Raw genomic sequence first — 26,674 nt, forward strand, 5'->3', positions numbered from 1 at the left:
ATTCATAGTTTAGGTTTATAACCTAATAACATCTCAAATATAATTAGCATCATAATTTATTTAAACAACTAAATAAGATTTAAAAAAATGATTGTAAGAGAAGTCCTGCGAGAGTTAGGCGTCCAACCGTTCGATAGAAAACGTGATTTTAAACAGATTATGGAACAAGGTTTTGCAAGATATGCAAGACCGACAGCAGCAGAGACACTAGAAGAATTTGCAAGTCATCCTGGGTTTAATTATGAAAATATTGATGGGGCTGTAGTTTATCAGGAAAATAGACTTCAAGCAGCATATCTCTTTGGAGATTCAGAGAATAGTGTATTCTATATCACTGGTGAAAAATGGTCAAATTTTCAAGCAAAATTAAAAAAACACCTTGAGGGATCAGATATTTCTTATCCTCGTCCAATAGATTTCCAAGAAGCAATAACAGTTGGAGATAATGATCTTGCAATAAAACTTGTAACAGTAGCGGCACGAGATTATGCTTTTGGTATGGGCAGACAATTATGGACAACATGTTGGTCGGGTGAAAGTCATCAACTGTTCCGTATCAACCACCAGCTTGGTTTTAGAGAGGTTTTTGCTTTTCCATCTTATTTTGAAAATGGAGATGATGCAGAGTTCATGGTTGCGCAACCTAAAGAATAATTTTCTCAAATTCCCTTTGCTGGCACACCCACAACTTTCGTTCTTGCAGCCACCTCGCGAATCACCACTGCACCTGCTCCAACGATAGAATACTCCCCAATAACAACATCAGGAATAACGCTTGCCCCCGTGCCTAAAAAAGCACCCTGCCGAATTTTGACTCGTCCAGCAAGATGACAGCCCGGCCCTAAGAAAGTATGATCTTCAAGTACGTTGTCATGATCCACCGTTGACGCCGTATTGATAATCACATTATTACCAATAGAGACATTATGTGTTAACACCACATTCGCCCCAATAAACACGCCATCTCCAAGACGACTCGATTGAGAAATAACAGCCGAAGGATGAATCACAGACACAACCTGCAACCCATTTTCTACAAGAGCCGTATAACATTTCTCACGAAAGACATTATCACCGATACACAGATGAAACCCATCAATACGTTGTTCGTGTGCTACTTTAATTGCATCGGCAACGCTGCCAAACACGGGCAACCCTAACACTTTGGTTCCATGAAGTGAAGAATTATCATCTAAAAATCCCACAACTTCAAACATTTTGAACTGACGAACAATATCTAACACGACTCCTGCCTGTCCATCTGCGCGTGCGCCAATCAAAATAATTTGTTTCATGACTAAACCTTTTCTTTCTTCTGTTTCGATACCAAATACTCACCATACGCAAAATCATCGAATGTATCAATATCCAGAGCCCGTTCTTCCTCAATTAAAATGTAACTCATTTTCTTGCCATACAACGAATCTGTCGATAGATTAGTAACCTGAGTAATATCTACCACACCATTCAATCGGTAAAGCGGCGGCAAATCCTGACTGCGTAATTTCTCATCAGGCTTACCCAGATCAATAAATGGCACAGCAAAATCTCCTTCCAGCTTTTTCATCCAATACGGATGATGTTGCGCCTTGGTTAGAGAACGAACTGAATCAGCACCACTCTTCACAACCTGCATAATAGCATTGTCAATATCTTCAACTTTTCGCAGGGGAGAAGTAGGACGAAGAATCATAACATAATACGGATGAAAACCTTGCTTATTCAACTCTTCCACCGCATGAGTAATCCAGTCTTTATCAGTGGCAAAATCATCAGCATATTGCATAGGACGCACAAACGGCACATCAATACCTTCCTTACGAGCCAACGCAATCACTTCTTGATCATCCGTAGAAACAATCACACGAGACAACAACGTAGACTGCTTCGCCACATGAAATGTATGCGCGATTAATGGCTTGCCATTGAAAATGTGCACATTCTTATGCGGCACACGCTTGCTTCCAGCTCGCGCAGGAATAATGGCAACAATTGGTTTGTCTTTGAGGAAATGGAGAATTTGTTGTTGATCCATATATACCCCCTAAATCTGATCCCAACTTAACGGAGTATCACCAGCGATATCTTTCTGTGCCACTCGTCCGACAATTAAGTCGAAGAACTTTGGCGCAATGCCATCACCAGGACGTTTAATCGCAACCATCTCTTTGGTAATCACGGTGCCTTTCTTGATAGGAACCAATGACACCACACTACGTCGTAATGACTGTGCAACTGCTTTCTCTGCAGGAACAGGATGTTTCTGAGTTGAACCTAAAGCAGTACTAATCATACGAATACCCGCAATCAGTTCTTTAAGTTCATGAGGTTCGACGGACGCAAGATGATCAGGACCTTTCGCGCTGCGATCAAGAGTAAAATGTTTCTCAATAACACAGGCACCTAATGCAACAGCTGCAAGAGAAACAGGAATACCAGGAGTATGATCAGAATATCCTACAATAGTATTGAACTGCATTTTAATCGTGTTCATTGCCAACAAATTAACATCAGAAATTGCTGGAGGGTAATTGGAAGTGCAATGCAATAAGATAATTCTATGATTACCTGTGCTATAAATTGTCTGCAACGCTTCATCAATTTCCCCGATACGCGCCATGCCGGTTGAAAGAACAATAGGTTTTTGCTTTGATGCAATATGTCGCACAAGATAGGGATTATTCAAGTTCCCCGAATCAATTTTAAACGCTTCCACACCAAGTTCATCAAGCATATCCACACTTTCTTCATCAAAAGGAGTGCTGAGAAACATGATTCCTTTTTGTTTACAATACGCCATCAACTCAATATGCATCTGCTCGTTAAGTTCAAGACGACGAATCATATCAGCATACGAACCGCCGCCATCACCTACTTTTTGATAGGCGCATTTGTCAAGATTTTGAACGAGAAGTTTGTCTGTTTTAAATGTTTGAAATTTAACAATATCTGCTTTTGCTTCCACAGCCACATCGATGAGTTTTTTTGCTTTTTCAAGCGAACCATCATGATTAACACCGGCTTCCGCAATAAAAACCACAGGGTAACCTGGACCAACAGTAAGCTTGCCTATTTGAATTGGACAGTCACCTACAGGAAACATTGATTTGTGAATGGAACAGCTGTTTGAATTCATGGGAAATACCTCAATTTATTATGCAGATAAAAGTCAGAAATGAGGTTATAAAGGTTATGTACTAAAAAACTGGTTTATAAGAGGAGAACCCATTTTTTGTTAGGGATAAGAGAGATAGGTTACTGTTTATTGTTTCCAAACCTTTAAAAGAGATTAAAGCCCAAATCAAACCTATGAACATCTTGATCCTGTGCAACTCATTTCTTCCTGGCTTTAAAGAAGCAACAAAGATTACCATTACCGAATTCGCCGAGATTCTCACACAACAAGGCCATAGAGTTGAAATAATTCCCAACAATTCCCTTGTACAAACCTACAAGAAAGCAAAACAGCTCAAGAAAGACAATTTCACCCCTGACATCATCCACTGTTTTAGTTCCGCACCATTATTAGTACTCAAAACACTTTTAGTAGAACGCCTATTTCCAAAAACAAAAACAATCCATACCCTCAAATCCTATTCAAAAAAACTCTTAGGCAGCCTGCATTTTGCTCGTTTACTCAATAAAGCAGACCTCATCACCGTAAGTACTCATGCTACCAAACAAGCTCTAACCCACCATGGTGCGAAGGAAAGTAAAATCCAAGTTATTCGCTCACCGATTAATCTCGATCGCTTTGTACCTATGAATAAAGATGTACTTAAGAAAAAATATCGACATGCCAATAAAATAGTATTATTTTACTATGGTAGCCTGCATAAAAACAAAGGCTCATACCAACTCATTGAAGCCTGCGCGCCAATTCTTAAAGAAGATCGTAACACAGTCCTCATTACCTGCCCACGTCATGCAGTGCCTCAAGAATTATTAGATCACGCAAAGTCATTAGAAATCCAAGATCAAATTCAATGGAAAACTCATGATGTTGATATCGTTGAATATCTTAACATGGCAGACGTTCTTATCTTACCCTATATCAGCATGGAAGGAACAGAAGGAAATCCTTCCTGTCTTCTCGAAGCAGCTGCTTGTAAAGTGCCTATCGTTACCTCTGATTTCGCAGAATTACGTGAAATCATGAAACCAGATGTTGATGTGCTTATAGCTCCACCAGGTAACATCGAGAAACTTAGCGAGCAGATACAACGTATTCTAGGCGATCATAAACTCGCTAAAAAACTTACAGAAAACGCTTACAAAAAGAAAGAAGAGTATAAGAACACAGTTATTGCAGATGAGTTTGTAGAATTGTATAAAAAAATAAAACAATAATTTGCTTACTTCCCTGCATACAACGGTGCTAATTCTGTAGGATAGTTAACAAGCTCAGCATCTGCAAACCTAGTAATACCCACATATTCAGCAACACGTTGAACACGAGAAGCAAGAGTTTTAATAACGCCAGGTGACCATTGCCGATGACCAGTAATGGCATCAGCAATAACAAGATCAAGATGTGGTGCTATGGCAGCAGCAGGTGCGCGAGCCCTCCACAACCCTTCCGCAGCATAAAATGAATACACTGGAATTTCTTGTTTTAATCCTGCCTGTACAGCAGTAAACCGAGCTTGATCAAAAAATTCCGCTGCGTAATCATGCTTTCCATTTCGACTTAACGCAATAGCATATTGACATCGAGCTGTTGCAAGGAAAAAGTTCGGCTTGTCACCCTGTTTTTCACGCCCAATCAATTCACTTCGCGCATCATCAAGAGAAGATTTTCCCAATTCTTGACGAGAAGAAGATAAGCCCGCTGCGCTCTCAACATATTCTATTAAAGAAGGACGTCCAACGAAACTAAGTGGTTTCAAGACTTTCGCTTTAAATGTACCAAATGATTTGTCTAATTCTTGCGGAAGAGTAAAATCCCTAAATTCAAGAGCATCACCAATGATGGTTGAACGCACACCATACATACGTAAAAGTTGATTAACAAGATCTTGTTGTACAAATATTTCCTCACCTGTTGCCGCAGCTAGTTTATAAAGATCCAACGCAGCATTAGCAGCGCCGAACGCCACCACATCACGCCAAGACTGTCCTTCTGTGCCAAAAAATCCATAGCGCGCGCCAAGAGCTATTTCTTCAGCTAACTGTCCAGCACCAAAGTATGTTTCAGCAAGATCACCTCTTTGACTTGCATAGCCAGCAGCAAGAGATAATGCACCTAAAGCACCTTCACCTGATTTTGCGTGACGTAATTGATTGCTTAGTTTTGCCGCAGCAACGAGTACTAAATCAGAAGGAAGACCTTGCGCGATAGCAACATTACATGCTAGCTGGTGACGTTCCAAAGGTGAGAGAATAGGAGTACCTTGTTCTTTTTCTAAAGGCGTTTGACGTCCTGCCCACAAATCTTCTAAATGAGATAACCCATTATTGAGATTTTGAACGAAGAGTTGCCCTAAAGTATGAGTCCCCTCATCCTGACCAGGAATAGGTTGTGCAGCAACCCAGCGTCGTTGTAATTCTAACAAAACAGGAGAAGAATAATTTAATTGCATAATAATTCACCAAGAAGCTACTTAAAAGTAGTCCTATTTAAAGTTTATCAAAGAAGAACAACCCACCCAACAACTTACTCCACAGCTACTTTAATCACAACTTTCCTAACCTTCCCACTGCCACCCATGGGTGCATGTGCATCGTGTGGAAAAAAGACGGCAAACGAGCCAGAAGGTACTTCCACCCAGTTCACAACTTTATCTGTAAAAAAAGTATAATCATCTTTCTCATTAAACGAACCTTCAGGTATACACATAGAAACATCCTTCCATCCTATCACATCCGTCCCTGACACAGTAAAATGGATATCAATGTATTTTCGATGTCCCTCATATTTCACCGCATCAGGACCTTTCTGCTCACCCTCTACCATGATAGCATACACATTATCACCATCAATTTCATGCCGACCAAGCGTAAGTGTCGCAACATGTCCAGCTTGTAAGAACATAAACGCTTGATTAAATCGGTCATGCACTTGAGTATAAAGCGCAGCATTTTTGAGAGAATCAATGATCATGGTAATGTTTAAATGCCAGATACTTAATATCTCTTTCGTAGAAAATACTCCCACACTGCTTTCTCCATCGTAGCAAAATCAGTGTCAACATCAGTGGTCTTAATACTAATTCCCTCAAACTTACGAACCAAAACAGAATACAATTTCATCTGCCTCTCTAGCTCCGCCACCGATTGCTGTTTACGTCGTTCAAAAAGAACTGAAGCATCATTATACAAATAAAATGTCAATGTAGGTTTAGGAACAAACCATAACAATATCTTTTTCTCCCACAGTGGCACATGCGGCATGACAAAAATATCACTCGCATACCGATCCGTAATGACAATCTGTTTACATTTTCGTTTAGGAAAAATAACCAATAAATATCGCAACAACAGATCTAATGTATAAACAGGGGCTGCCAGACCATACAGCAACCGTTGAAGAACCGTCCCTTTCTTCTCACCAACTGCGTTCTCTGTACTCAACCCTTGTTTCCCTTCCTTCTTCTTATACACGCCAGCCAACCGTTTAATCGGTAAAATGTTATTTTTACCACGGCCCGTATACACTAACGAAACCTTGCGCGTCTTCGACAACAGTTCATACATCTGCTGAGCATTCGAACTCTTACCCGACCCATCAGGACCAATAAATGCAATCAACGGATAAGAATGAAAAAAACGCTTCCAACGCAACCAACGTAAAGACAACAATGACATTGTCCACCAACGACGCGCAGAACGTAAAATAAACCACAACGCATATCCCCACCCTTTATGTTCTAAAAGTTGATAATGATGAACTTTAAGAGAAGATACAAAACGACTCGCCGTTCTTGTTCCAAACACAGGAAATAATCGTTGCTGGACATATTCCCAATTTAGTTTATGGCCTGCCAACTCTTTAATTCGCTGCTGATATTTCTCTTTAACAAAACGCTTACCCAACAGTGAATGACATAGATACATCACTAACGCGTCCTCATTGGATGGAATAAAGAAAAATTCTTTCTTAATACGATGAGATAAAAGCAATTCTGCAGGTAAATAACACATATCATTCCAATGAATGCCGCCAATTTGAATATCAAAACCAAACTTTTCATGAATTGATTGAATGTAGATTCCATATCCTTTATGTTGACGTGAGAATTGCGTGGGATAAGCAACAAACCCATATTTTTCCAACACAATAGTAGCTCGACTAAAATCTTTTGCCGCAACCACTAGATCTAAATCATTCCCTCGTGACGCAGATACATCATACAGAAACTCATAATTACGCAATACACAATAGCAAACACCTGCTTTGTTCCAGTCTTCTAGAATACCACGCACGAGATTAACAAGAACATCTCTCTTATTCATTATTGCCACCTTGCTGTATTTTTTTACCGCGAAATCGAAGAATCAACACAATATTTCTTCTGATTTCAGCAAATTGAATAAGTTTTGTAACATGACAAAAGAGAAAATAAACAACACCACTTACTAAAAATGAAATCGATCCATTGATCGCATGACCAAAAGGTAATACGCTGTTAAGACCTATCAAAATCCCTGTAAAAATACCCAATGCAATAATCATTAATCCATGTTGTTTCCAAGGCACATGTCCTCCTACTCGTAGCACTACTTGACGCAAAGAAAGTACATACACCACAAAATAACTTAATGCTGTCATGACTGCTGCACCATAATAACCATAGAGAGGGATAGCAATCAGATTCCCAAGGATATTGACGATCGCACCAATAAAAATAACTTTCGTCACATCTTGTGGTCGACCAGTAGCAGAAATGATAGTGTTCGAAATCGACGCCACAACATATAATAGAGTAGATATAACGACAATTTGAAATGCCAATGCGCCTTCAACATAACTTGCTCCAAATAATAAACCAATAATTTCTTGGGCATAAAGCGCAATTAAAATCAACGCAGGAAAAACAAACAAAAACGCATACCGTTCAAGAACAAAGAAAATTCGAGTCATTTCCCATTTCTCACCTTTTGCCCACATCTCTGACATCATCGGAAAAATAACGGATACTACCGACCGAGAAACAAAGAGAATAGAAACTGCTGTTGTAAGCATCGCGCTATAAATTCCCACATCATGCAAATTTGCTAAATACGTTAACATCAACACATCTGCGTACGCAATCAAATCTCCACCCATTCCCGTAAATGTAACCGGTAAACCATACGCAAGAAGATCTTTAACTACTTGACGAAGATTGTCAACTTTATGCTGCCCCCAAGGAAAATACTTTCGAAGCATAATGGGCAAAAGCGCAACCACCATCACCGCAGCTACAATGCCATACGCCAACGCCCCCATCAATGCCCTGTCTGTGGAAAAATGAAACAACACCAATGTTGCAATTAATATTAACGCATTCTTGAATAACTCACAGCTAGAGAACTGAAACATATCCCCAAAGCCCCAGAACACTGCTTTAATCACACGAAAAAAAGAAGAAAGTAACACATACACTAAAAACGCATACAAAACATACTCTGCTCGTGAATCCTGAAAATAAGACTCAGCCAAAAATCCCCCTAAAATCCAAAGAGGAATCACCAACACTAAACTAGTAACAAGTTGAATTAAAAACGTGCCTACAATCGCCGTTTTAATTTCATCAAATTTTTCTTCAACCTTAAACTTAGCAACATAATACGCCAACGCTTGATGTGACCCAAAATCACGAAAGAAAAGGAAGAAAACAACAAAAGTGTAAACCGCGTATAACAACCCATACTCCGCAGGTTGCATCACTCGCGCTAAATACACTTTCGTACCATATGCAACGACCGATGCCAAAAATGACATCAAAAATACGATACTCAAACCTTTAACTAATCGTTGCCCGTAGGACATCCTTATTTAACCTCAAAAAGAATAAATCCTGGATTTTGATACGCAACAGCAAAACGAGCAGGAGAATTAGCAAATTCTTTGATCGTCGAATCTAATTTCTGCGCAGTCATATTTGCGCCATACGTACGAGAAAGATATTTCATTTCCATACCACCAAACGCGATATACTCATAGCTATTTTCTTTAAGCCAATAATACACTTGAGTAGGAGTCTCTTCAAGAACATGAGGATGAAATGCGCGATACGACTCACACCAGACACAACTCATCATATTAAAACCAATGACTACTTTGTTTTGAACCGTATACGTAAACACATCACTATTAAGAGGCAGATTATCTTTCATCCAAGTATACCCCAAAATCTCCTCAGCAGACGTCCATTTTCCGCCGGGAGGCCAATTCTCACTCGTGTTATGAACATATTTGTAATATCCTGCAGTTCCAAAGATAGCCACCACAAGCACCACAATTATACCCAATTTAACTGCCTTTGAAGAAGAAAACATTTCGCTGAGTAATATCATCCCATACCCTGCAAGAATACAGACTGGAAGCGCAAGCAACATCCACGTCCGAAATCCTTCAATACCTAACGGTAAATCAAAAGTTGCAGAGTTCACAATTAAAAACGTGATCACAAACCAACCTAACACAATAGGCAGCCATATATTTTCTTCTTTGAAGAGTTTCTTATATTTGAAAAGAAGCAAAGCAATCGTAACAATAACCAAAAGTGTAATCACAATTCCCCATCCAATAGGTTGATTAATCATGTTTGCGTCTTTTGCTACAAAAAAATCGCTAAACGAATACGGACGTGTTGCTGTTCCTCCTGTAGAACTAAACGCGCGAGGTAAATACGCAAGAATTTTCTTAACAGTAAAAAAGAACCCGCTATCAACTCCACCCGTCGTTGCTGCAATTGCAGCATTAGATACTTTTTCTTCCGTAATATAGAGACGCATCAAATCAGAAAAATTAGGCACCCACCATAATAAAGAGATGGCAAACCCTGCAAGAGCAGACCACAATAGTTTCCAAGGGAATTTTTTGGTTGCATACCACAATCCTGCGAAAAAGACGACACCAAGAAGAGCAATCTTGACAACCTGACGCGTATGTGTCAGAAAAATCGCTGCGGTAAGAAGTGATGCAACAACCCACCATTTCTGGTCCTCATGCCACATCACCATATAACAATAAACTAAGACCATGAAGAACAGAGGAATAAGTGTATGCGCCCAGATAAAATGGCTCAAATACGAAGGGATCATGGAAAGTACAAACGTCGAAGCTAACGCCACAGAGTCGCGGCTACTTAATCGTCGCACCATGAAATAAAAGAACAAAAAGCTTAACGAAATCAATAAACTATTAAAAAATTTCAACGTCCATTGTGCCTCTGGGCTAGTTTGATGCAGTACTGCCATTGTCATGACATAAGCAGGAGGATACGGATCAATATACGCAACAGGCCGAAAATAATCATATTCTAATGTTTTTTCTAACGCGACATACTTCATATCTTGAGCATACGTCCAAGGATCATCATCTTCTAAGAACGGATACGCGAAGCTACCTGAAACATATGTAAAGAGATTGAAGAAAAACAAGAGAAGCAATGCATACCCCATCCAATGTTGTTTGGAAAACAGAGATGAAAATTGAAAGGACTGCCAACCAGTCTTAATAGCATCTTTTCGTTTGTAAATGATGTAGGGAACACTACCCACACTCAAAAGCAAAAAGAGCCACCACACAATCGGCAAACGTACTGTGTGAATAAGTAACCCAACTATCACAAACACAGCCAAACCAATACCTAACCTCATCACCCAGCGTTCAAGAACCTGAGAACTTTCCTTGACACGAAGCCAAAACGTCGCGGACATACCAAAACAGTACATGTAGATGAAAAAGAGGATAATTGTAATAATGCTCATAACCAGAACACGTCAAAGTTCCCTTATAAAGATTATGGAGAAAGAACCAGTAGATCATGAGGTTTTATCATGATGTTTCAGTTAGTTTATAAAAGCCAGAATACCAGACTAAGTATGCTCAAATGCATTATCTTTGACTTTGATGGCGTACTCATGGATAATTATGAGAAACACTATGAATTATGTACTCAAAAATACAAGGGAATAACTCGTGAAGAGCACAAACAGCTCTTCGACGGTAATATTCATCTCCAACGAGAAAAATTAAAAAGTCGAGAAACAGATTTCGATTTGCACAATGCTATGGGGGAATATAAATCGAAAGCATCTATCTCCCCACACATAAAAAAAAATCTCCAAATCTTAGCGCAAAAATTCCAATTAGGCATTATTAGTTCAGCAAGAGAAGCTGGCTTGCAAGGATTTCTCAAGAATAATCAAATAGAAAAGCTCTTTACCTTTGTATACGGGTTTGAAACCCATAAGCTTAAAGGAGAGAAATTTAAACTGGTTTTTGACGAATATAAGCTTACACCAAGAGAGTGTATTTTTATTACTGACACATTAGGAGATATCCTTGAAGCAAAAAGTGTTAATATTCAAACTATTGCATTAGAATGTGGATATCACGAAAGAGAAAGACTTGAAAAAGGAAAACCATTAAAGATAGTCACCCATTTCGAAGAAATTGTAGCAGCTGTAAACGAAGTTTCAAAATTAAAACATTAAAGATACCATGGAACAAAACAAAAGATCTTTCATCATTCCTTTTTTTCTCATCGCTATCCTTCTCGCTGTCATCCTTCGCACTGCAACTATCTCACACGAATCGTTATGGGGTGACGAAGCTTGGACACTCAAGTTTGCCAGTGCCACACCCTCAGATCTCCTACATCAAACTCGTGAAGATGTTCACCCACCATTATACTTTCTTTTCATGCACTATTGGATGGAAATATTTGGCACGAGTGAAGTTGCACTGCGATTACCATCATTAATCTTTAGTCTAATCTCCATCTACTTATTTTACAGACTCAGCAAACGTCTTAACCTCAACCCTCTCCCTATCACTGCTTTATTTGCCCTCTCGTTAAGCGGTCTTGTCTATTCCCAAGAAACTCGCAGTTATGCTCTTATAGTATTATTAGTACTATGGATGATTCACTCTCTCATTAAACTTCGACAAGAAAACAAAGGACTGCTCGAACTTACTATTGCTAACACCCTCCTGCTCTACACCCATGTCTTTGGTTTAGTTGCAGTAATTATTGCTGCAGCCATACTTTTCTTTTCATTCCCCCGCAAAGAAGTTATCTCTTTGCCTATGGGAATTGCCTTCCTCCTGCCATTCGCACTCTTTTCCCCTTGGCTAATCCCCTTCATCAAACAGATCTATCTTTTCTTACCACTCTTATTAGAACGCCTAGCACTCAATAGCGAGGGACTAATCACTCCAGTGGTATTTTGGATTTGCGCAAGCATAGGAATGATCATAACGATTACCCTCATTCTGTACAAACTCAAAAAAGATTCATTCTCTTTGTTAGACTACTACCAAAAAGCCATCACATTCTTACAAAAACACGTCCTCTTCTTAACTGCTGCTTGGATTCTCTTCTTTAGCCTCACCTATCACTTTTTCGCTGCTACTAACCCATTTGTACGCTATCTGCTTTTCCTACTCCCCCTAATCTATCTTACTCTAGGAAAAATCTTACACCATAAAGAGAACCTAGCCCGCGTATTCATTGTCTTCTCATTCATCCTGCTTGCCATCAACGTCACTACCATTGATCGCTACGACTGGAAACATGCAACACAATATGCACTTGGCTTTAACGACCAAAATACTATTTACGGCTTTGAACTCGCCGGATCATCCTATCGCTTGTTTGAATACTACGCACATAAACAAATACCTAACATCGAACAGCAGATGGTTAAATTCCGCTACATTGAAATTATCAAAGACGAAGAAGGAGTGAATCATGAAAAAGAAATCCGTCTGCCTACCGACCAAATCAACCCCTATAAACGCTATGTTCTCATCATCTCTAAGCTAGACAACGGCGAAAGCAGTGAATATGAAGCAATTTTAGAACAGACCCATTTAAAGACGCAATCCAGAGATTTCGAGGATATTGAGATTGTTGTGTTTGAAGCGAAAAATTGATGTCACCAAAAAGTGACAAAATATTTATAAATACTGTTCTTATAAAGAAAGTATGCTCACACTTAGTAACACACTTAGTAAAATAGGATACACTAGCCTTTTCGCAGCAGGGTTATATTTAACCGCAGAAACTTCTTTAGCAGCAGGTGAAATCAATACTTGGAGAACCGCATATCTTGAAAAAGCAAGAGATAGAAACCCAACACTACAAGTAGATACTAGCTCTTTTCTCAAACGAGAGTATAGTTTCACCGCATTAGAAAGCAGTTGCTTTGCAGGTGCAAAAGTAGTATGTACACTAGAAAAAACAGCATTAAAAGAACCTGAATGGTTCAAACGATCTGGACCAATGGGCTATGAAATTACGAATGTAACTCTTGATGGAATGTCCCAAGAACTAAGTCCTAGAATCATTGATGAATGTTGGCAAACATATAATCCTTATGGATTTAAAATAAAAGAAGGATCAAGAAGAGGGGCTGGCCAGTTGCTAGGAGGGATTATTTACCTTGCATTATTCGATTAATCCTTTCCTTCTCAAATAACCTTCCGCCGTTTCACTCACCATCCCACGTGAAAGACACCAACCAATAAACTCCTCAACCTTCTTCTCAAACTCAACGCCAGTCTTACGAATAATCGATGCAGGAATCTTCCCTTTCCACGCAGATAAATCAACAAATTCCCACGGATGAAAATACAGATGCAAACAGTCATCACTCAACCCTAAGAGTCGCGCATGTCCTTTGCTATACACTAACGGCATATTCCTAAACCAGATCCACGACAGAGGAGCTCTCCATAACGGACTAACAGAAAGAGGAAACACGACTAACCCATCAACAAGATGTGGTTTACTATTCTTAAAAAAATGATTGTATCGACCAGGCACATAGGTGGGATGTAATGAACTGTCATATAAAAATCCCGCCTCGCGAACCACAGACAAAGCTGGTTTTTCAAATCGAGGAGCTCTAAACCCCACTACCCGACGCCCCGTCACTTTCTCCATCTCCGCTTTTGATCCACGAAGAATTGTCAACGCCTCATCACCCCTCATAGAATTATAATGATGATGATGAGCAGCACCATGCATGGCTAATTCATGTCCAGAAAATGCATCCGAAGAAAACAAATCAGCGCATTCAACAGTAAATTTACCGGTGGTAAAAAAGGTTGCTTTTAATCCCTTGCGTTCAAGCATCGCCAACACTCGCAGTGTCCCTTCACGACCAATACGCATCTGATCCTCATGAGAAATAGTTAAACCAAATTCCGTTGGTAAATCAAACTCTTCCGTATCAAAAGTCAAAACAAGACTTTTCATGCTCGCTCCATCACCACACATTCCAATAGACCAAGTAAGATTTTACGTTGATACACAATTCTATACCCTTTTTGTTTATAGAATGCAACCAACAGTTTAGGAGGTACAACTTCATGAATGTGATCATCATCAAATGACGTAAACGGATGCAGTATTTTATTACGAACAACTTTCCACACTCGTTCAAAAATGCGAATATAGAACCATGATGGCACAACCGTAATAAGTCTGCCTCCCGCAGCAACATGCCGATCCAGACTTTCGAGAACTGCAGTACGTTCTTTTCCAGGAGTAAAATGCTCAATCACATCAGAACAATTCACCACATCAAACTTCCGCCCAAGATTAAGCGACAGTAAATTTCCCTGTTTAAATGTACCCTGCGGACACAAACGTCGAGCTAACGCAACCTGATCCTCACGTAAATCTGTGCCCCAAACCACGCCCTGCTTTTTCTTAGAAACCAAATAAGGCAATACTCCCGATCCGCAACCGCAATCCAAAAAAGATTTACCAGCAGGAATAAACGATAAAATTTTGTTCATCTTCACTCGATAAAAAATATGTGCAGGATCAGAACCGCGTGAATATGCTCGATAATAATGCGCAGGTGATTGAGGACGTTTTTGACGTGCAATACGAATTAAATTTACAAACATAGAAAACGTATGTTTGACCGAAAATGTGCTTAATTGCTTGTGTTTGCTAGGAACATAAAACTCTTTGATACGATACGCTTGATACCAAAAGCGATCTAGTAAATCGATATCAAACTCAAACCCGCGACCGATAAAGTTTTTAGGAATAGAATCCCATGCATCACGGCGAAAAAACTTCGCACCGGCTTGCGTATCGCGAAAAGGAACATGAAGAAAAACACGAGTCAACCAATTCCATACTCGACTCATAATTTTACGCGTGAATGGTTCGCTTACTTGCCAAAACGAACGACCTTTCCATTTTGAAGCAATAGCCACATCAATTTTTGCAGCGTTAAGTTCAGAAAGCAATGGTTTTAATCGTTCTAAATCAAATGCATCATCAGCATCTAAAAAACCCATTATCTCATATTGAGCAGCATGTAATCCCACTATCAATGCCCCGCCTTTACCAATTTTTTCAGCAACGGTAATCGTACGAACAAACGAATGCTTTTGACGAAACTCATTTACTTTAGTAAGAGTGGCATCAGTAGAACCATTGACTACAACAATCACTTCAAGATTCTGCGTAATAGAAGGAAAAAAAGAGCAATATTTCTCCAAGGTCGGAATGATACGCTGTTCTTCATTGTACGCGGGAACAACTAACGATAAATTCATGGATAACCACCTGATAGAAAAGAGAAATTTCCCTCTGTTCTAAGTCAAAAACGGTTGCATAATCTTTATAAATGTTATGAAATGGGTTTTTCTTACTATTATTCAGGAAATACACCTATGAAAATCATCATAACTATTCCAGCATATAATGAAGAAAAAACACTTCCTCGTGTGCTTACTGAGATCAAAGAAGTCCTTAACTCTAACCCTAATACCACAAAAGATTCCTATCAATTTCTCGTTCTCAATGATGGATCAGTAGATAGAACCATAGACGTTGCTCAAGCGCATGGTGCTATAGTTATTTCAAATAAACGCAACCGCGGTCTTGCTGAAACTTTTAAACGTGAAATGGAAGAATGTCTCAAACTCAAAGCAGATATAATCGTTCATACTGACGCCGATGGACAATATGACCCTCGTGGGATTATTCCTATGATTAAAAAGGTAAAGCAAGGATATGATCTTGTCTTAGGCAGTCGCTTTAGTGGAAAAATCGAATCCATGCCCCTGTTAAAATGGTGGGGAAACAAAGCATTTTCAAAAGTTCTCACCTCGTTAACTGGTGTCAAAATTACCGACTCCACCACCGGCTTTCGTGCTTTCACACCAGAAGTTGCTCGTGAAATTCAATTCATCAACACATTCACTTATACTCAAGAGCAAATTATCAAAGCCGCCAAAATGGGTTTTCGTATTACTGAAGTCCCCATCCGAGCAAGAAAAACTCGCGCCTCACGCCTCTTCAAAAATCCATTTGAATACGCCATCAAAGCATGGATTAATATTTTACGAATCTATCGAGATTACAATCCCCTTAAATTCTTCGGCAGGATTGGTCTTACCTTTCTAGGCGCAGGCGTTGCGATTGGACTCTGGCTTGTTGGAAGATTCATCATGTATGGTCGTATTGGTAAAGTACCCTCAGCAATTCTGTGCATGCTCTTAATTGTCATTGGCATTCAAGTAATCCTATTTGGCTTTTTAGCTGATATGAAAAGATAGATCAATAATAACCAAATTTAATGATAACACTAATCAATTATAACCCATGACAACTCACACAAAACCTAATATTGTGTTTATTCTTGTTGATGCATTACGCGCTTCAAATTTAGGATCGTTTGGCTATCCCAAACCCATTACGCCAACGCTTGACAAACTTGCCGCACGTGGCACGACGTTTGAAAAATGTTTTTCCCCCACAAATGCAAGTGATCCCGCCCTCACTTCGTTAATGAGTGGGATGTATACTCGCAGCCATGGAATTCTCCATCATAGTTATGAAGTACCCGAAAAAGAACTTAAAAATCTCGATCAACGTAACGTCAAATTTTTACAACAAATTCTCAAAGATCACGGATACAACACATATGCGCTTGATTTTCTCGCCCGTTGGCATATGCGCGGGTATGATTACTACCCAGAGCTCAAAATTGATCGTACGAAACGTAAACGACAATTAAATCGCATCTCCCGACTCTTCAAATTTCTCCATATCAAACCACTTTTCAAAAAAATAAGCCATACCAATACATTTCGTAAACTCTTTGGTGGATTTGATGCGTATCCAAAAGATATTGATACTACTGCAAAAGCTATTGAACTCATCAACGAACACCAACAAAAGAATTTAGAACAGCAAACTACAAACCCTTACTTTCTCTTTGTGCATTATTGGGGCGTACACAAACCTTATACTTGCCCTGACGTAGAAAACAAACGATCAACAGAGTGCTATGACAACGCGATTCAAACAGTTGACACCCAGATTGCCCAAATACTCGAAGCAGCAGGAGAAGATACTATCATTGTCGTTGTAGGAGATCACGCAGAGAGCCTTGGAGAACATGGTATATCATTTGATCATCATGGGCTCTATGATCCATCACTGCATGTCCCTTTAATTTTTGCAGGAAAATGCGTCCCACAGAACAAACGCATCGCTGCACTAACCTGTACTACTGATATTTTTAGCACACTTCTTCATCTTGCCAACATTCCCTATACCCCCAAAACTGATAGTTGCAACCTTGTGCCATTAATGGAAGAGAACGTGAAAGCAGTGCGAGACGACCTCTATAGCGAAGAGAATTACTATCAAGATAAAGCAGCCATTAGAACATTAAAACACAAGTTTATTAAAACGATTGGACAGGGAATATGCCAACAGTGTCATCTTGTACATGGAGCAGATATTGAACTCTATGATCTTGAACAAGATCCTCAAGAACTGCACAATATCGCGCAACAGTACCCCGAATTAATAAAAGAGTTTAGTGAAAAAATTGATGTTATCCTCAGATGAATGCGCAACAAGTTAAACTCATTGTAACATTAGGACCTTCTACCAATACACAGCACGATCTTCTAATAATGAAAGATCATGAAGTGGATTTTGTACGAACCAATATGTCTCATTCTTCATTAGAAGAATTAGAACAATGCATCAAACGCGCAAAAGAAGTAGGCATACCATTTATCATTGATACAGAAGGATCGCAAATCAGGACTGGAGACCTCTGCCACCCGTCTATCGAACTTGAAGAAAACGAAGAAATCAAACTCTACAAAGAAAAGATTGTAGGAGATAAAACTAAAATTTCTCTCACACCAGGTTACATTATAGATCAACTTGAAGAAGGTGACTTAATTCATGTTGATTTTGACACTCTAATCTTGCGTGTTAGCAGTATCGCAACCAAAAACCAAGGATACATCCTCGCTAAAGCCATTTCCAAAGGATTTATGGGAAAAAACAAAGGGATAGTAGTAGATCCTTCCCAAGACAAAACATTCTCACTTCCCCCTCTCTCACCTAAAGATTACAAATCAATTAGTATGGGACTTCGTTATGGTGTAGAGCACATTGCCGTCTCATTTGTTCGAAGCAAAGAAACTATCGATGAAGTCCGTCGTGCCTGCCAAGGCAAGATGAAAATCATTTCTAAAATTGAATGTGTAGATGGATTAGAACATCTTGATGAAATTATTGAGAACTCCGACTACTTACTCATTGATCGTGGCGATTTAAGTAAAGAGATACCTCTAGAAAGAATCCCCCTTACCCAAAAACTTATTTTACAAAAAGCACGAAAACGTAATGTTGGCGTGTTTGTCGCCACCAACTTTCTAGAAACTATGGTTGACAAACGTAAACCTACCAGAGCTGAAGTTCATGATGTTATCAATACCATTATGGATGGTGCATCCGGTGTGGTTCTCTCAGCAGAAACGGCTATAGGAAAATATCCCCTCGAATGTATTAACATGATCAATCGTCTTCGAACTCACGCACAGCAAGCAATAGAATTGGAAGACATTCGCAATAAAGAAGAAAAAGTCGTTCAACATCTAGAAAAAACAAACTATCTTGGTGGTAGAACTTCCACGGTTCTTATCCCGCCGCATGGCGGAAAATTAGTAAATCGCATCAGCAAAGAACAACCTGCAAAAGAATATCTTGCTGCACTTCCTAAAGTTCATCTTGATATTAACAAACAAATGGATGTGGATCAAATTGCTGTTGGCACGTACAGCCCGATTGAAGGATTCATGGATAAAGCTGATTTTGAAAGTGTCCTCTCTACCATGCGTTTAGCCAACGGAACGGTCTGGCCACTTCCTATCATTCTTGATGTTTCAGTAGATCAAGCTCATTATCTTAACGTAGGCAGCGACGTGGCACTCGTCAACGAAAACGAAGAGACCATGGCAATTCTTCATCTCACTGAAAAATACTTGTTTGATAAAGAAAATATGAAACAAAAAATGTACAATACTACCAGTACAGATCATCCAGGAGTGCGTATGATTGATTCTATGAATCCTGTGCTTCTTGCAGGTAAAATCACTCTACTTAAACGTCGTAGTTCTGACATCAAAGAACATGAACTTACTCCTAAACAAGTTCGCCGCCTCTTTGAAGAACGTGGTTGGAGTAAAGTGGTCGGCTTTCATACCCGTAACGTCATTCATCGCAGCCATGAATTTATTCAACTACAAGCGATGAAACAAGAATTTTGTGATGGCCTATTTGTTCATCCTGTTGTAGGCAAGAAAAAAGCAGGAGATTTTAATGCAAAATATATCGTTCAAGCCTACGAAACCATGATGAGAGAATTTTACCCAAAGAATAAAGTTATCTTTTCCGTGTTCTCGACCTATTCTCGTTATGCTGGACCTCGCGAAGCACTCTTCACTGCATTATGTCGCAAGAATTTTGGTTGTAGTCATTTCATTGTTGGTCGTGATCATACAGGAGTAGGAAACTTTTATCATCCGCTGGCATCCCATCGCATCTTTGACCAGTTTCCAGATATTGGCATTAAAGCTGTTCGTTTTAACCAGATTTTCTACTCCCCAAAACGCAGCGAACACGTGCATGAAATTGCAGAGATTGAACATCCTGCTGATGATAAATTAGAAATTAGCGGCACGCAGGCACGAGCAATGTTTGAACGTGGCGAGCAGCCGCCAGCGTGGTTCATGCGTCCTGAGATCTCACAGCAGATTATTGATGCAGTAGCAAGAGGAGAAGAAGTATTTGTGCCAAAAGAAGCACCTGTAAATACACCAAAAGATAAGACAATGAAAAAATAAATGGAGAACTATACTATGGCACCAAACCCACGATTAATTGTTTCATCTGATTTGAACGGAACTCTTGTCCATCAGCATACCATGAGTGACATGATTCGAATTTACCTTGGTGCTGAGAAATTTGCTAAAGCAGAGCCCGTCTTCAAACGTCAAACTTCTGGACTCGCAACTATGGAAGAAGCATTCGGCAATGCCGGACCACTTACTCGAGGACTCACCCTACGACAAGCTATCGAGTATACGAGAACCAACATGAAATATGTAGATGGATTTCATGAATTTGTAGGTGAACTCGCCCAAGGAGAGATCCCATTAATTGTCAACTCTACAGGTTATTCAGTTTCTATTCACGCAATTCGTGCTCAGGTCGGTCTAGATAAAATTCATGGCCAAATTGGCAATAATCTTGTCTTTGGAATGTATGGATTAGATTCAATAGAGATTAATGATCAAGATTTAGAAGGAGAAATAAGGAAATATTTTAGTGATCCAAGCTATGCCACATGGCCCATTTATGATTGCATTCAAGCAACCGGAGAAGTACGTCTAGGTATTGCTAACGAAGATGCTAAAGCAGAACTTCTTGCAGCATATGTAGCTCAACATTTCCCAGGAGTCCAACCACGGCAGTTAGTCCATATAGGAGATACCATGGGTGATAGTGGCGGAATCGTTGGTGTTGCTCGCATGGGCGGCACAGGTATTGCGTTCAATTACAACGCCCCACTGGAAACATATCTGCGAGAAAGAATAGCCACAGAACCTCACCTCGCAAACAGAATTCATTTTGTGGATCCAAAAGGACCTAACTCAGATCTACGAAATGTTCTACCAATAATCCTAGAAAAATAAAATCCCCCTCATCATTTTTTATATTTTTTTACATAATACCAAAACATGACTGCAAAAATCCTCTGGTTCACTGGTCTCTCCGGCAGTGGAAAAACCACCATCGCCACTAAACTAGAAGAACATCTCAAAAACCAAAATAGACGTGTTCTCACCCTTGATGGCGACGTTGTAAGAGAAACTCTCCACAAAAATCTAGGTTTTACACCAGATGATATCCATGAAAACAATCGCCTTATTGCACAACTAGCAAAAGATAACGCAAAAGAGTACGACTTTATCATCGTTCCTATCATCTCCCCATTCAGAGAAGACCGTAACAAAGCAAGAGCATTGCTTGAACCTGATTTCATTGAAGTATTCATTGACACACCATTAGAAGAATGCATCAAACGAGACGTTAAAGGTCATTATCAAAAAGCTCTAAAAGGTGAAATCAAAAATTTTATTGGTGTTGCCAAAGAAAACCCTTACCAACCACCATCGCATCCAGAGATTCATATCAAAACCAAAGAAAACACAATTGAGCAAGCAATGCAAATCATCCTAACCTATTTCAACCCATGACCCAAGAACTACAAACAAAATCGTACTTAGAAAGCCAAGGGTGGACCCCTCACATTCTCGCCATAGGAGAAGAATTAACTGATTTAGTATGGGTAGTTGAAGATCGTATTTCGCCTCAAGAATGGACGCATTATCCTCGTGTTCCTCACTACGCATCGATCACAAGAGCAATAGGTAGAGTATGCGACCCTCAAACTGCTGCTCGTGGTCTTTTTCATCTCGATCTCAAAGGACCAGTATCTTACCACTGCATTGATCCACCTCAACTTCCTTTTACAATAGAGAGAACTCCACCTAAAGTATCATTTAATACGAAACGTTGGTATCTTGAAGGATCACTTTACGTTCGTAATTAGCTTTATTTGAGATGCCCCTAATCAGTGATAACATTTTTAAAATAGATTCTGATTCTTCCAACTATGATCGCCCCTCTGCTTATTGCAGCATTAGCAGCCCCACCAAGCACACATTACTCTCTTCGCGTAGGTGACCAGTTTAGCAACTATGAGGCTAACAGCGCCCTATTTAGAACAACTAATGAATTAAGTTATCGACTTAATCTTGAATTAGGAGCTTTAGGCACAGACAACTTCTTGACAGGTCGTGTGGCTTTAGTTGGTTATCAAGCATTTACATCAATGTGGTCAGAGATTACATCTCACGAAATGGCTCACGTTGCACAAGCACAAAAGCATTGTGATGTGTCAGGCGGGTTTGCGCTACAAGATCTTAAAGGGCTTTGGAATGTCGCACATAATGCCCGCTATAAAGCTAATTGTCCCAATGATAAAGATTACCATCAAATGCAAATAGCAGGACTAGTTCAAGATGAAGTAAATGCTCATGAGTTATACATCAACAAACGTGAACAATGGAATATAGGAGATAGTGTTTTTTTCCTTTTTAGCCAATTAGATATTATCTATGTGCCAACAGCACTTCATACTCGAGATAGAATATCACCCCTTACAAAGCATGAAGGAGAAAAACTTGATCCTCAATTTCATATTGATCATCTTCATGAAAGAAAAATTAATCTTAGACCAGAACAATATACCACTCAAGTAGCTTTAACGACAATTGCCTCACTACGAACTATTGAGAGTGTTGTGACCCTTGCAAATTATGTGATAACTGGCGATCGATCACATCAACCATTAGGAATAGATGTTGGTATCACTAGAATAACTCCACCGCTGTTTAGTCTTTATCCTACAGTAAATGGTAATTACCTTGAAACCAATACCCTGCTCAAAATTCAGGGAACTAACATCCAATTAACTATAGGAGACGATGTCGACTTTAGTGGGAAAAGTAAGGTAGATCAAACCAGGATAGGAATTGGTGTTTTTGATCTTACGACAGGACCTGTTTGGTGTAACCCTTTTGTAGCCATAAATATCGATGAAGAAAGAAACGTAAACGGTGTCGCTGTGCTTACAGATGTTGGATTAGAAATCGCACCAACATTACAACCATTTTTTCGTTTTAAATACACCAACAATGATGTAGTAGAAAATACCATAAAAGATGAAAAAGCCAGGTCTAGCATTGATTTCTTTCTAAGCGGAGATTATTAATATTGCTCCACAACCATTTTAAAGGGTACAATTGACCCAAAATCAATGGAATTTATCGATAAAGGCTACAAGTATTTTTTTCGTATCCTCAAATATATCGCGGGACCTTTAGTTCTTTTCCTTTTGTTTTACAAAATGGGTTTAGACCATTTAAGCAACATCCTTACCACAACAGACCCTCTGTTCTTTATTCTAGCGTATATCACATTCATTCTTTCTATTGCCATCGCAGCCGTAAATGTCTATCTCGTCCTCATTCCGCTTAAAAAACTTGAAAAAAAACCATTCCTCAAATACTTTTTACTCAGTCGCATCACCTCTTTAATTCTTCCTGGACGACTAGGTGAATTTTCCATCACCTATTTTTTGGAAAAAGAAGATATCAATCTTGGTCGAGGCATGGCAGCAGTCCTTACAGATAAACTTACCACCATTGCCTGTTCATTAGTCATCGGACTCATTGCATTCTACACCATTCTTGGAGGAGAAAATATCCTCACCATCTTTGCGTATGTTCTTGCCGCAGCAGCAGTGTTGTGCTTTTTACTTATACCTGCAGTTCGACGATTCATCAAAAAATGGATTCTGCGCAAATATGCATACCATTTTGATGGATTCAGTGCAACACTCTTTTCCTATCTCAAAGAACATCGAAGAATCACATTTATCAACATAGGAATCACGCTTATCCGTATATTCGTAATCGCGTTAAGCGCTAAATTCATGTTTCTTGCTCTGCGAACAGATGTCCCATTCATCACCCTTGTATTAGTGGGAGGAATCGAGACGTTAAGTACGTTTGTTCCTCTCACCGTCAATGGATTAGGAATTAAACAAGCAGTAGGAATTTATGTCTTTACCGCAGCAGGCATAAGCCCATATATTACCGCAGCTCGTTATTTCATTGGTCTTTTTATCCAATACTCGTTTGGTTTCATCACCGCACTGCTCATTAAACCACCTGAACATCAACAACCAAAAATTCCATTAAGTGAAACACCATGAAACTACTTATTGATATACTTCATCCTGCACACGTAAATTTTTTCCACCACTTCATCAAAGAGATGGAAAAACGTGGACATACTATCGTTGTCACCGCACGAGAAAAAGACGTAGCCACAAATCTTCTTGATTCCTATCACATTAAGTATACATCCCTTAGCACCCTCAAAAAAGGTTTTCTTAATCTTGGTCTTGAACTTCTCCACCGCACCAAAAAATTAAACCAAATTGTTAAACAAGAGAAACCAGATTTGCTTCTAGGCGTCATGGGTCCATCTATCTCCATAGTAGGATCACTCAACAAAATTCCCGTCCTTGTTTTCTATAACAACGAAACCGCTGGACTCACCAACAGCTTTGTGTACCGTCTCTGCGATGAATACATCACTTCCACTTCTTACGAACAAAAAGTCCCAAAACATCACATCACTTATCATGGATACCATGAATTAGCCTATCTTCATCCAAATTATTTTACTCCAAATCCTAACCATATCAAATCTCTTGGTCTTGATCCAAAAGAGAAATATTTCCTTCTCCGCTTTGTTTCCTGGCAATCCAGTCACGACGTAGGTGCTAAAGGCTTTGCCGATAAAACTGCATTTGTAGAAAAACTTTCAAAATACGGCAAAGTAGTGATCAGTGCTGAAAAGAGCCTCAAGCTACCCGCTGAACTTGAAAAATACGTCCTTCCCATACCACCACATCATCTTAGCGACGTCGTCGCCTTTGCACATCTCTACATTGGAGAAAGTGCCAGTGTCGCATCTGATGCTGCCTGTTTAGGAGTTCCTTCAATTTATCTTGCCAACACCAAACGCGGTTATACCAACGAACAAGAGAAACTTTTCGGCTTAGTCTACAACTATACCAACCAGCAAGAAGCATTAGCAAAAGCATTAGAATTTGCCAGACACAGTAGCGAGTCTATTCGTAAAGAATTCGACCCTAAGCGACAGAAGATGCTAGATTATTGTGTAGATGTGACCAAATGGATGGTTGAGCATGTAGAAGAGTTCGGAAAAAACAAGTTAAATTTGTTAAAATAAATAATTAATTTCTTAAAAATTCTTAATGGTATGTTTTGCATCGTACACCATCAATGTCCCTGTAACATACGGTAAGAAATCAGGCATCGGTCGTACTACTTCAAACCCTAGACGAACATAAAAATCAACTAAACCATTTTTGGCCACTAATTGAACTCCCTCTAACCCCTCCCTTTGAGCATCTCGCTGAATAGTTCTCACTAACGCCGACCCTATCCCCCGTCGACGATACGCAGGATCTACCCCAACAAAAATAACATAAGACGTTTTGCTAGTAGGATTATGATTAGCCGGAAAATTTTCAATCTCGTCAAATCGTTCAAAATCAGTTCTATCCCAACGGCAAGATTCAATATACCCCACTGTTCTTCCCTCTTCTCTTGCAACATAAAAACCGGACGGGTGCATTCGAAAACGTGAGCATAATGTAACTAAAGAAGCAGCATGTTCCCCTTCGATAACCCGTTCTAAGTTCGCAACCTGTCCAAGTTCATAAAAAAAGACATTACGTATAATCATAGTATAAAAGTCATAAATTATTTTGCTAATCCTCTTAATATATTATGTCTATTTGTCTCAATGAAACGTCTTTGGCACCTTCGACCAATCCAATTCCCTTGCCTTCTTCGACACAAAAAACATGTTATTCGATAACATTGGTACCCTTCCCAAATACTTCTCAGATTCAACATCAAATCCATACTTCTCTAAAATTGCTCGTAAACTTTTATCAGTATAATAGCGAACGTGAGGATGTTCAGGATGGAAATGGCGTTTTGCATCCACTAACGCCACAGCAATCAGCTTCAACTTTCCATGGTAAGGGGTTGAACATACCAAATAACCACCCTTCTTTAACACCCTATTAAACTGTGAAAAAAGATTAATCGTATTGTAAATATGTTCGATAATATCGCCCGCCCAAATGACATCAAAAAAACCATCTTCAAAAGGTAGTACGCCTTCGTTTAGATCAGCAACTTTGAATGTAGAGTAAGGATAATTTTTCTTGGCTTGTGCAATACTTTCTGCAACAATATCAACACCATACGCATCAAACCCAAGAGAATGAAATTCATTAACCACATCACCAACATAACAGCCGATATCTAAAACGCGCGCACCTTTTGGCTGCGTTTTCAAAAATTCCAAGAATAGTTTTTTACGCTTCTTTGTAATATGATAATCTTTAGTATATTCAGTAAGACCAGTCCATTTTTCCCATGTTGTAACGAGTTCTTGTTTTGCCACGAATATCACTCACCATAGTTTTATTTAAA

General features: G+C 39.4%; 26 protein-coding genes. 14 read left to right on the forward strand and 12 right to left on the reverse strand.

Translation table 11 applies throughout. From position 1 onward, the window contains the following. Positions 1-87: 87 nt before the first annotated feature. Entirely contained in the window at positions 88-654 is a 567-nt protein-coding gene (locus HYV86_04600) for a hypothetical protein (GenBank protein ID MBI2573113.1), read from the forward strand. Positions 655-659: 5 nt separating this feature from the next. Here HYV86_04600 and HYV86_04605 read toward each other — a convergent pair whose 3' ends face one another. From HYV86_04605 to neuB, 3 genes are read right to left on the reverse strand one after another with little or no spacing between them, the layout of a single operon-like run. Further along, positions 660-1,295, reverse strand: coding sequence for an acetyltransferase (locus tag HYV86_04605; GenBank protein MBI2573114.1), 636 nt, complete (start codon positions 1,293-1,295; stop codon positions 660-662). A 2-nt stretch (positions 1,296-1,297) separates the two neighbouring features. Next, positions 1,298-2,035, reverse strand: a complete 738-nt coding sequence (locus tag HYV86_04610; GenBank protein ID MBI2573115.1) for an acylneuraminate cytidylyltransferase family protein — start codon at positions 2,033-2,035, stop codon at positions 1,298-1,300. Between the two features lie 9 nt (positions 2,036-2,044). Next, complete coding sequence (gene neuB, locus HYV86_04615; protein ID MBI2573116.1) at positions 2,045-3,103, reverse strand: N-acetylneuraminate synthase; 1,059 nt, start codon at positions 3,101-3,103, stop codon at positions 2,045-2,047. A gap of 206 nt (positions 3,104-3,309) precedes the next feature. Here neuB and HYV86_04620 point away from each other — a divergent pair, with 206 nt between their 5' ends. After that, positions 3,310-4,350 (forward strand): glycosyltransferase family 4 protein, encoded by a 1,041-nt coding sequence (locus HYV86_04620; protein MBI2573117.1) that lies wholly within the window; start codon positions 3,310-3,312, stop codon positions 4,348-4,350. Between the two features lie 5 nt (positions 4,351-4,355). On the opposite strand, the gene HYV86_04625 is transcribed toward HYV86_04620, so the two are convergent. The 5 genes from HYV86_04625 to HYV86_04645 form a co-directional block, all read right to left on the reverse strand. Continuing rightward, positions 4,356-5,582, reverse strand: coding sequence for a hypothetical protein (locus tag HYV86_04625; GenBank protein ID MBI2573118.1), 1,227 nt, complete (start codon positions 5,580-5,582; stop codon positions 4,356-4,358). Positions 5,583-5,656: 74 nt separating this feature from the next. After that, positions 5,657-6,103, reverse strand: a complete 447-nt coding sequence (locus HYV86_04630) for a YhcH/YjgK/YiaL family protein (GenBank protein ID MBI2573119.1) — start codon at positions 6,101-6,103, stop codon at positions 5,657-5,659. A gap of 23 nt (positions 6,104-6,126) precedes the next feature. Then, entirely contained in the window at positions 6,127-7,455 is a 1,329-nt protein-coding gene (locus HYV86_04635) for a hypothetical protein (protein MBI2573120.1), read from the reverse strand. Then, complete coding sequence (locus HYV86_04640) at positions 7,448-8,974, reverse strand: flippase (protein MBI2573121.1); 1,527 nt, start codon at positions 8,972-8,974, stop codon at positions 7,448-7,450. Before HYV86_04640 ends, HYV86_04635 begins: the two co-directional genes overlap by 8 nt. A 2-nt stretch (positions 8,975-8,976) precedes the next feature. Next, positions 8,977-10,920: a glycosyltransferase family 39 protein gene (locus tag HYV86_04645; GenBank protein ID MBI2573122.1), complete on the reverse strand. Its 1,944-nt coding sequence runs from the start codon at positions 10,918-10,920 to the stop codon at positions 8,977-8,979. Between the two features lie 114 nt (positions 10,921-11,034). Between HYV86_04645 and HYV86_04650 the strand changes: the two genes are divergently transcribed. Genes HYV86_04650 through HYV86_04660 form a run of 3 tightly spaced genes read left to right on the forward strand, consistent with a single transcriptional unit; the run spans position 11,035 to position 13,619 of the window. Further along, on the forward strand, positions 11,035-11,649 hold the full coding sequence (locus tag HYV86_04650) for an HAD family hydrolase (protein ID MBI2573123.1): 615 nt from the start codon (positions 11,035-11,037) through the stop codon (positions 11,647-11,649). 7 nt (positions 11,650-11,656) lie between these two features. Beyond that, positions 11,657-13,093, forward strand: a complete 1,437-nt coding sequence (locus HYV86_04655; GenBank protein ID MBI2573124.1) for a glycosyltransferase family 39 protein — start codon at positions 11,657-11,659, stop codon at positions 13,091-13,093. 52 nt (positions 13,094-13,145) lie between these two features. Next, entirely contained in the window at positions 13,146-13,619 is a 474-nt protein-coding gene (locus tag HYV86_04660; protein ID MBI2573125.1) for a hypothetical protein, read from the forward strand. On the opposite strand, the gene HYV86_04665 is transcribed toward HYV86_04660, so the two are convergent. Then, positions 13,608-14,420, reverse strand: coding sequence for a polysaccharide deacetylase family protein (locus tag HYV86_04665; protein MBI2573126.1), 813 nt, complete (start codon positions 14,418-14,420; stop codon positions 13,608-13,610). The genes HYV86_04660 and HYV86_04665 overlap by 12 nt on opposite strands. Beyond that, positions 14,417-15,742, reverse strand: coding sequence for a glycosyltransferase (locus tag HYV86_04670; GenBank protein MBI2573127.1), 1,326 nt, complete (start codon positions 15,740-15,742; stop codon positions 14,417-14,419). The genes HYV86_04665 and HYV86_04670 overlap by 4 nt, the downstream gene beginning before the upstream one ends. 81 nt (positions 15,743-15,823) lie before the next feature. On the opposite strand from HYV86_04670, the gene HYV86_04675 reads away from it, so the two are divergent. The 9 genes from HYV86_04675 (at position 15,824) to HYV86_04715 (ending at position 25,394) form a co-directional block, all read left to right on the forward strand. Further along, positions 15,824-16,747: a glycosyltransferase gene (locus HYV86_04675; GenBank protein ID MBI2573128.1), complete on the forward strand. Its 924-nt coding sequence runs from the start codon at positions 15,824-15,826 to the stop codon at positions 16,745-16,747. Positions 16,748-16,793: 46 nt separating this feature from the next. Then, positions 16,794-18,050 carry a sulfatase gene (locus HYV86_04680; protein ID MBI2573129.1) on the forward strand — a complete coding sequence of 419 codons (1,257 nt, stop codon included), beginning with the start codon at positions 16,794-16,796 and terminating at the stop codon, positions 18,048-18,050. After that, positions 18,047-20,344: a sulfate adenylyltransferase gene (gene sat, locus HYV86_04685; protein ID MBI2573130.1), complete on the forward strand. Its 2,298-nt coding sequence runs from the start codon at positions 18,047-18,049 to the stop codon at positions 20,342-20,344. The genes HYV86_04680 and sat overlap by 4 nt, the downstream gene beginning before the upstream one ends. Before the next feature lie 15 nt (positions 20,345-20,359). Then, positions 20,360-21,196: a hypothetical protein gene (locus HYV86_04690; protein ID MBI2573131.1), complete on the forward strand. Its 837-nt coding sequence runs from the start codon at positions 20,360-20,362 to the stop codon at positions 21,194-21,196. A gap of 45 nt (positions 21,197-21,241) precedes the next feature. Continuing rightward, positions 21,242-21,760, forward strand: a complete 519-nt coding sequence (cysC, locus tag HYV86_04695) for an adenylyl-sulfate kinase (protein ID MBI2573132.1) — start codon at positions 21,242-21,244, stop codon at positions 21,758-21,760. Further along, positions 21,757-22,116, forward strand: a complete 360-nt coding sequence (locus HYV86_04700; GenBank protein ID MBI2573133.1) for a hypothetical protein — start codon at positions 21,757-21,759, stop codon at positions 22,114-22,116. The genes cysC and HYV86_04700 overlap by 4 nt, the downstream gene beginning before the upstream one ends. A 63-nt stretch (positions 22,117-22,179) precedes the next feature. Next, the gene (locus HYV86_04705; GenBank protein MBI2573134.1) at positions 22,180-23,340 is read left to right on the forward strand and encodes a hypothetical protein; all 1,161 of its coding nucleotides are present in this window, start codon (positions 22,180-22,182) and stop codon (positions 23,338-23,340) included. Between the two features lie 45 nt (positions 23,341-23,385). Next, on the forward strand, positions 23,386-24,345 hold the full coding sequence (locus HYV86_04710; protein ID MBI2573135.1) for a flippase-like domain-containing protein: 960 nt from the start codon (positions 23,386-23,388) through the stop codon (positions 24,343-24,345). Further along, complete coding sequence (locus HYV86_04715) at positions 24,342-25,394, forward strand: DUF354 domain-containing protein (protein ID MBI2573136.1); 1,053 nt, start codon at positions 24,342-24,344, stop codon at positions 25,392-25,394. The genes HYV86_04710 and HYV86_04715 overlap by 4 nt, the downstream gene beginning before the upstream one ends. Before the next feature lie 12 nt (positions 25,395-25,406). Here HYV86_04715 and HYV86_04720 read toward each other — a convergent pair whose 3' ends face one another. Both HYV86_04720 and HYV86_04725 read right to left on the reverse strand, forming a co-directional pair. Further along, complete coding sequence (locus HYV86_04720; GenBank protein ID MBI2573137.1) at positions 25,407-25,913, reverse strand: GNAT family N-acetyltransferase; 507 nt, start codon at positions 25,911-25,913, stop codon at positions 25,407-25,409. Between the two features lie 57 nt (positions 25,914-25,970). After that, positions 25,971-26,645: a class I SAM-dependent methyltransferase gene (locus tag HYV86_04725; protein MBI2573138.1), complete on the reverse strand. Its 675-nt coding sequence runs from the start codon at positions 26,643-26,645 to the stop codon at positions 25,971-25,973. Between the last annotated feature and the right edge of the window lie 29 nt (positions 26,646-26,674).

It is taken from the genome of Candidatus Woesearchaeota archaeon (assembly GCA_016188115.1).
Lineage (GTDB): Archaea > Nanobdellota > Nanobdellia > Woesearchaeales > GW2011-AR9 > JACPIK01.